4 protein-coding genes are annotated in these 6,253 nt (G+C 69.8%); all 4 read right to left on the reverse strand.

Going from position 1 to position 6,253, the window contains the following annotated elements:
* Positions 1-21: 21 nt before the first annotated feature.
* Genes FPZ41_RS44050 through FPZ41_RS44065 form a run of 4 tightly spaced genes read right to left on the reverse strand, consistent with a single transcriptional unit; the run spans position 22 to position 6,168 of the window.
* Positions 22-3,060 carry a glycoside hydrolase family 2 TIM barrel-domain containing protein gene (locus tag FPZ41_RS44050; RefSeq protein WP_152870233.1) on the reverse strand — a complete coding sequence of 1,013 codons (3,039 nt, stop codon included), beginning with the start codon at positions 3,058-3,060 and terminating at the stop codon, positions 22-24.
* 8 nt (positions 3,061-3,068) lie between these two features.
* On the reverse strand, positions 3,069-3,905 hold the full coding sequence (locus FPZ41_RS44055) for a carbohydrate ABC transporter permease (protein WP_152870235.1): 837 nt from the start codon (positions 3,903-3,905) through the stop codon (positions 3,069-3,071).
* Positions 3,906-3,917: 12 nt separating this feature from the next.
* The gene (locus FPZ41_RS44060) at positions 3,918-4,880 is read right to left on the reverse strand and encodes a carbohydrate ABC transporter permease (protein ID WP_152870237.1); all 963 of its coding nucleotides are present in this window, start codon (positions 4,878-4,880) and stop codon (positions 3,918-3,920) included.
* Position 4,881: 1 nt separating this feature from the next.
* Positions 4,882-6,168 (reverse strand): ABC transporter substrate-binding protein, encoded by a 1,287-nt coding sequence (locus tag FPZ41_RS44065; protein WP_152870239.1) that lies wholly within the window; start codon positions 6,166-6,168, stop codon positions 4,882-4,884.
* Positions 6,169-6,253: the final 85 nt, after the last annotated feature.

Genomic DNA, 6,253 nt, shown 5'->3' on the forward strand with positions numbered 1-6,253 from the left:
GTCCTGGGAGGGAAGGGGGGATCAGAGAGTGCGCAGGGTCCAGCTCCAGCGGTGGGTGCCCGGCGGGACGAGGTACGAGGGAGAGGTGTCCGGCCCGCACGAGGCGGTGCCGACGCCCCGGTGGGCCGCGTCGATGTGGACCACACAGCCGGGCCGGGGCACCAGTTCGTCGTGGTGCGCGGCCGCGGTCAGGTCCTCGGCGCGGTAGCGGGTCACGGAGACCTGGCGAGGCTCGTCCAGCCGCACGGCCAGCCCGTGGCCGCCGTCCCCGGTGAGCGAGAAGTGGCGCACTCCGTGCCGGCCCCCGCTCTCCTGCGGGCGCAGATACGGGGTGAGCAACTCGTCCACCGCGGCCGAGTAGTGCCCCACGGGAGCCCCGGCGGCACGGTCCGGGTAGCTCTCCCACGGGCCCTGCCCGTACCAGGCGAAGCGGTCGAGCCCGGCGACGGTCTCGAACACGGTGCCCACCCGCGCCACGTCCGACAACTCCTCGGGCAGCACCGCCGTCTCCTCGACGAACACCCGGCCGTCCCGCAGCGCCGTGAACGCCTGCTCGTGCTCGACCGGCCCCGCGGCCGTGGCCCAGCGGGACCGCACCAGGACCCGGGCGCCCTTCTGTTCCACGGAGACGGTCTCGCGCTCGGGGCGGCCCAGGCCCCAGGCGCGCCAGCGGTCGGCCATGCCGCCGAGGACGTCGTTGTCGGTGGGGGCGCGCCACAGGCACAGCACGGGCGGCGCGGTGAGCAGCGGGTGCAGCAGCAGGCCGTCGGCGTCGGTCTCGGGCCGGGCGTCGGAACCCGGGCCGCCCGCACGGGAGCCGGGGTGACCGAGGCTGTCCCGGGCGGACGCGTCTTCTGCGTCCTTGACGCCCGCCGCCCCGTCGCCCACCACCGGCTCGCCCGCTTCCGCCTCGTACCAGCGCACCTGGGGGCTGCACACCTCGGTGCCGCGCGGGGCCCACGGTTCGTCCGCGGCGGCCGTCACGCGCAGTGTCAGCCAGATCTCGCCGGCCCCGTCGAGTACTTCGGGCCGGTCGATGACGGCCGCGCCACCGGGCGGGACGTCGGGCAGCGCGGCCGGCACCGTCCAGCTGCCGCCGTCGGCGGCGGCGAACTCCCACTCGGCGGCCAGCCACGACAGATCGCGGAAGTGCTGCCGGTTGTGCACCCGCAGCACCCGCCAGGTGCCCTCGCCCTCCACGGACAGCCGCACCGGCGCGGCGATCTCCCGGTGCTCGTACATCACGGGCTTGGGCGTGCGGTCCGGGAAGACGACGCCGTCGGCGATGAACGCGCCGTCATGGACCGCCTCGCCGAAGTCCCCGCCGTACGCCCAGCGCAGGCCGGGTGCGGCGACACCGTTGTCATACAGCCCGGCGCCCGCGCGCCCGGCCGGTCTTCCGTCGTTCACCCGCTGGAGAATGCCGTGGTCCCAGAACTCCCAGATGAAGCCGCCCTGAAGGCCCGGGGTGGACTCGATGGCCGCCCAGTGGTCGGCGAGCGTGCCGTTGCTGTTGCCCATGGCGTGGGAGTACTCGCACTGGATGAGCGGCCGGGTCTGCTCACCGGACAGCGCGTGGGCGACACAGTCCTCGATCGGTGCGTACATCGGGCAGGCGATGTCGGAGGCGTCGTCCGTGGCCGCCCAGTCCAGCTTGGCGGCGCCCTCGTACTGGATCGGCCGGCTCGGGTCGTGGCGGCGCACCCAGCCGGCGGCCGCGTCGTGGTTCGCGCCGTAGTCGGACTCGTTGCCCAGCGACCAGATGATCACGGAGGGGTGGTTCTTGTCCCGCAGGACCATGCGCGAGACGCGGTCCAGGAACGCGGACGCGTAGCGCGGGTCGTCGGCGATCTCGTGGGCGTGGTCGTGCGACTCGATGTTCGCCTCGTCCACGACGTAGAAGCCGAGCTCGTCGGCGAGGTCGAGCAGCGCGGGGTCGTTCGGGTAGTGGGCGGTGCGGATCGCGTTGAAGCCGAAGCGCTTCAGCGTCAGCAGGTCGGCCCGCATGTCCTTCTGCGACACGGTCCGCCCCGTCAGCGGATGGAAGTCGTGCCGGTTCACGCCCCGGATGTAGACCCGCTCGCCGTTGACCAGCAGATCCCGGCCGCGGATCTCGACCTCGCGGAAGCCCACCCGGTGGGTCGAGGTGTCGGCGACGGAGCCGTCGGTCCGGTGGAGGCGCATGGTCAGGCCGTACAGCTCGGGCGTCTCGGCGGTCCATGTGCGCACGTCCCGCACCGTGGCGCGCAGGCGGGCCTCACCCAGGAAGTCGGAGACGCGCTCGTCCTCGGCGTTCAGCCGGTCGAACTCGGAGTCCTGGACGAGGTCCTGGCCGTCCAGGCGGCCGGTGACGTACCACCCCTCCGGCAGCGCGCCCGCCGCCGACCGCACCCGGCAGTCCACCCGCAGCGAGCCGTCGCACCGCGCCCGCACGGCCACGTCCGCGAGATGCAGCGGATCCGTCGCGTACAGCAGCACCGAGCGCGTGATCCCCGCGTGCCACCACTGGTCCTGGTCCTCGATGTGCGAGGCGTCCGACCACTTCACGACGGTGAGCCGCACGGTGGCGGACGCCCCGGGCGTTACGGCGTCGGAGAGGTCGAACTCGGCCGCGAGGTGCGAGTCCTTGGAGAGGCCCACCGGCCGCCCGTCCACGTGCACGAGCAGCACGCTCTCGGCGGCGCCGACCTGGAGCACGATGCGGCGCCCGGCCCAGTCCCCGGGGATGTCCACGTCGCGCTCGTACACGCCCGTCGGGTTCGCGGCGGGGGAGTCCGGCGGGAACTCCGCCCACGGCATGCGGACGTTGGTGTACTGCGGCAGGTCGGTCGTGTCCTGCATCGTCCAGGCGCCGGGGACGGACGACCAGGACCACGCGGGGCCGGGCTCCGCCTCGGGCGACGGGAGCAGCTGGAAGCGCCACCGGCCGTCGAGGGACACGGCACCCTCGCGCCGGTCCACCGCACTCATGGGCAGCCGGTGCCAGGAGGTCACCTCGGGTGCCGTCCATGGGCGCAGCGCGATCAAGGGATCGCCGGACGCCCCAGATGTCCCGGACATACCCGATATCAACGGATGGCTCCCTTACCGAGGTCGGCGATGATCTGCCGGGCGCCGACGGCGAACACGATCAGCAGCGGGACGAGGGCGAGCAGGGCGCCGGTCATGACCATTCCGTAGTCGGTGGTGCCGTGGGTGCCGTTGAGCTGGGACAGCGCGACCTGGAGGGTGACGTTGTCCGGGTTGGTGAGGGCGATCAGGGGCCAGGCGTAGTCGTTCCACTGGCCCATGAAGGTGAAGATGCCGAGGAAGGCGAGGCCCGGGCGGACCACCGGGAGCGCCACGTGCCAGTACTGGCGCAGGAAGCCCGCTCCGTCGATCCGTGAGGCGTCGAGCAGTTCGTTGTGGATCGCGGCCTTCATGTACTGGCGCATCCAGAAGATACCGAACGCGTTGGCCGCCGCAGGGACGATCAGCGCGGTCATCGAACCGATCCAGCCGATGTTCGCCATGATGACGAACTGCGGGATGGCCGCCATCTGCGCCGGCACCATGAAGATCGCCATCATCAGGGCGAACAGCGTCCGGCGGCCGGGGAACTCGAACTTGGCGAAGACGAAGGCCGCCAGCGAGTCGAAGAACAGGACCAGGATGGTCACCGATCCCGCCACCAGCAGCGAGTTGGCCATCGAGCCGAAGAAGTCGATGTTGTCGAAGAGGTTGCGGACGTTCTCCGCGAAGTGCGAGCCGGGCAGCAGCTTCGGCGGGTAGGAGAAGATCTCGGTCGACGAGTGCGTCGACATGATCACGGCCCAGTAGAACGGGAAGACCGAGAGCAGCAGACCGGCGATCAGGACCAGATGGAGCGCTGTGCCCCGCTGCCGTGAACCCTTGGGGGATGCCATGGTGGCGGGCTCCTATTCTTCGCCCCGGCGCTGTACCAGACGCCAGTTGATGATCGAGAAGAGGACGACGACGAGGAAGATGCCCCAGGCCACGGCGGCGCCGTAGCCGAAGTCGTTGTTGTCGAAGGTCTGCTGGAAGAAGTAGAGGACCATCGTCTGGCCGGCGTGGCCGGGGCCGCCCGCGAACGACGAGTTGTTGTCCGTCGTCTGCAGCAGCACCTGCGGCTCGGAGAACGACTGCAGGCCGGTGACCGTCGAGATGACCAGGACGAAGAGCAGGACGGGACGCATCAGCGGCAACGTGACCCGGAAGAAGGTCTGCACGGGACCGGCGCCGTCCATGCGCGCCGCCTCGTACAGCTCGCCCGGGATCGTCTGGAGACCGGCGAGGAAGATGATCGCGTTGTAGCCGGTCCACTGCCAGGTCATCAGCGTCGCGATGGAGACCTTGATGCCCCACGGCGAGTTCAGCCAGGCCACCTGGTCCAGGCCGACCCCCTGCAACAGGGCGTTCGCCAGGCCGAAGTTGGTGGAGAAGACCGAGCCGAAGATGATCGCCACGGCGACGATCGAGGTGACGTTCGGCAGGAAGTACGCGAAGCGGTACACGTTCTTGAAGCGCACCGCCGAGTTGAGCAGCACGGCCGTCACCATCGCCAGGAAGATCATGGGGATGGTGGCCAGCGCCCAGATGACGATCGTGTTCCCTATGGAGCCCCAGAACTGGCTGTCCGACAGGAGATAGCGGTACTGCGACAGCCCCGCGAACTCCATCGAGCCGAGTCCGTCCCAGCGGTGGAACGACAGATACAGCGAGAAGCCGACGGGGACCAGTCCGAAGGCGAGGAAGAGCAGATAGAAGGGGGAGATCGCGGCGTACAGCCGCCAGTGGCTCAGGATTCCCTTCCCGGGAGGCCCGGCGGGGGCGGTGGTCACGGTCGCCGGGGGCGTCTCGATCACGGGTGCGGTGGCCATGTCAGTAAGTCACCCCCAGGTGGTCCGCTATCCGCCGGCACTTGCTCATGGCGTCCTTCCAGGCCTGGTCCGGATCCTTGCCGAGCACGGAGAAGTTCCGCATCTCGTCGTCGATCGGGGTCTTGAGCGCGACGTCGTACGGGCTGTTGAAGGCGACCGGGATCTTCTGCGCCGCCGGGCCGAAGACGTCCATGGTGATCTGACCGCCGAAGAACTCGTCCGGTTCGCGCAGCTTCTCCATCCGGTACGACGCCGGAGTCGAGGGGAAGAGCACCGAGTCGACGAAGCCCTGGGCCTGGTTGTCCGCGTCGAGCATCCAGGTGATCATCTCGAACGCCTTCTCCGGCTCCCGGCACGCCTTGGTGATCGACAGGAACGAGCCGCCGATGTTCGACGGGCCGCCCGGACAGCTCGCCACCCGCCACTTGCCCTTGGTCTTCGGCGTGTTGAGTTTGATGTCACCCGCCGCCCAGGAGGCGTTCAGCTGGCTGGGCAGCAGGCCCCGCTCGGTGGCCGAGATGTTGTCCGGCGTCCCGTTGACGATCTTCGAGACCAGTCCGCGGCGGGTGGCCTCCACGGCCCGGTCCCAGGCGGTGCGCACATGCTCCTGGTCGCCGATGAAGTGCCGGTCCTTGTCGACGAACCGCTTGGTCGTCTGATTGACCGAGATGCCGTAGATGCTGAGGGCGTCGGTGAGGATGAACGCGCCGGGGACGCGCTTCTTGAGCTGCTCACCGGCCGCGAGGAACTTCTCCCAGGTGTCCAGCTCCCTGGAGACGTCGTCCGGTTCGTAGGGCAGCCCGGCCCTCTCGAAGACGGCCGGCTGGTAGTAGTGGGCGACGGGGCCGCAGTCGATCGGGAAGCCCACCATCGAGCCGTCCTCGGCGATGCCCTCGTCCCACTTCCAGGTCAGATACCGGTCCTTGAGCCTGTCGGCGCCGAGCGTCCGCAGGTCCACGAACTGGTTGGAGTTGGGCAGGTACGAGGCCATGTCCTCGCCCTTGAGCCCCGCGATGTCCGGTACGTGAGCCCGTCCGGTCATCGTGGTCATCAGTTTCGAGCGGTAGTAGCCGCCGATCTGGATGGCCTGCAGGTTCACCGCGCTGTCGTAGCGGGACCTGGCCTTCTGGAGGACCTTCGGGCTCAGCCCGCCGCTCCAGTACCACAGGACCATGTTCCGGCCGGTCGACCCGGTCGGAACGGCACAGCCGGACGCCAGCCCGCCGAGTGCCGTGGCGGCCGTGCCGGCCAGGCCCGCGCGCAGCAGGCCTCTTCGTGAGAGCCGCAAAGCTCCCACCGCCTTTCGGATGTCTTGACTTCGCGTGTGGGGAGTCAGTGAGGGGTGCTCACCGGGGGAGTGACAGGGGCATGGG

This window comes from Streptomyces acidicola (genome assembly GCF_009377235.1).
Taxonomy (GTDB): domain Bacteria; phylum Actinomycetota; class Actinomycetes; order Streptomycetales; family Streptomycetaceae; genus Streptomyces; species Streptomyces acidicola.